Source organism: Streptomyces sp. NPDC104096, assembly GCF_055584385.1.
Map to the genome: position 1 here is coordinate 1 of NZ_JBVJMD010000165.1, position 1219 is coordinate 1219.

A 1219-nucleotide genomic window follows, 5' to 3' on the forward strand; every position below is an offset into this window, starting at 1 on the left:
CACCTGGTTGGCGGGGTTCACTTCGTGGGCGATGCGCGTCGCCAGCGCGCTGGCCACCAGTTCGTGGTGCGCGGCCTGGTATTTCACCCGTTCGGGGTTCTCGTCCGCTTTAAACACCAGCCCCGCGCCGGAGAACGGGCTGTGCAGCAGGATGTTGATCTCGTTGAAGGTCAGCCAGTATTTCACCAGTCCGTCGAAGGCTTCGAAGCAGGTGCGGGCGTAGTGGGTGAAGAACTCCACCATCTTGCGGCTGCGCCAGGAGCCGTATTCGGTCACCAGGTGCATCGGCACGTCGAAGTGGCACAGGGTCACCAGTGGCTCGATGCCGTATTGGCGGCACTCTTCGAACAGGCTGCGGTAGAAGGCGATGCCCTCGGGGTTGGGCGTCAGCTCGTCGCCGTTGGGGTAAATCCGGCTCCAGGCGATGGAGGTGCGGAACACGGTAAAGCCCATCTCCGCCATCAGCGCGATGTCGTCGCGGTAGCGATGGTAGAAATCGATGGCGTCGTGGCTGGGATAAAACTCGTCGTCGCGCAGGCTAAAGCGCTTCTCCAGCCCGAGTTTGACCGCCATGCGGTGCGGGCCGTGCGGGATCATATCGACGGTGGTCAGCCCTTTGCCGCCCTCGCGATAGCCGCCTTCCGCCTGGTTGGCGGCTAAAGCGCCGCCCCATAAAAATCCTTTAGGGAATGTTGAATCGGACATGCAATCCTCTGGTGTCTCAATGCGTTGCGCTGGCGGCGTTCGCCGCCGGTGCGGTTTGGCCGGGCGCGGCGGCGTTTTCCGGCAGATCCTCGAAGCCCAGCATCAGCGTGAGCGCGAACGACAGCACCACCGAGAGCGCCATCACCGCCACCACCCACACGATGCTCATCGGGTTGGCCGGATCGAAAAACTGCACGCTGGTGAACAGCCCGGGCGAGGCCATCGAATGGCTGGCCAACCCGCCGATGCCGGCGACCGCGCCGCAGACGAAGCCGCTGATCAGGCTGGCGACCAGCGGCCGCTTCAGGCGCACCGCCACGCCGTACAGTGCAGGTTCGGAAATCCCCGCCACGATGGCGGAGGCCGCGGCGGCCAGCGCGGTCTGGCGCAGCTCGCGGTTCTTGGTTTTCAGCGCCACCGCCAGCGAAGCGCCGCCCAGCGACAGGTTGGCGCCGATCTCCGAAGGCATCACCATGCCTTCTTTGCCGGTCTCGGCGATGGTCTGGATGATGGT

The 1219-nt window shown here is 64.6% G+C and carries 2 protein-coding genes; both read right to left on the reverse strand.

Going from position 1 to position 1219, the window contains the following annotated elements; all coding sequences use genetic code 11:
- The coding region (locus ACZ60B_RS43010; protein WP_469397576.1) for a family 1 glycosylhydrolase at positions 1–705 on the reverse strand (705 nt) is incomplete at its 3' end.
- A 16-nt stretch (positions 706–721) separates the two neighbouring features.
- Positions 722–1219 (reverse strand): PTS transporter subunit EIIC (locus ACZ60B_RS43015; protein WP_469397579.1); only part of this gene is annotated, 498 nt, incomplete at its 5' end.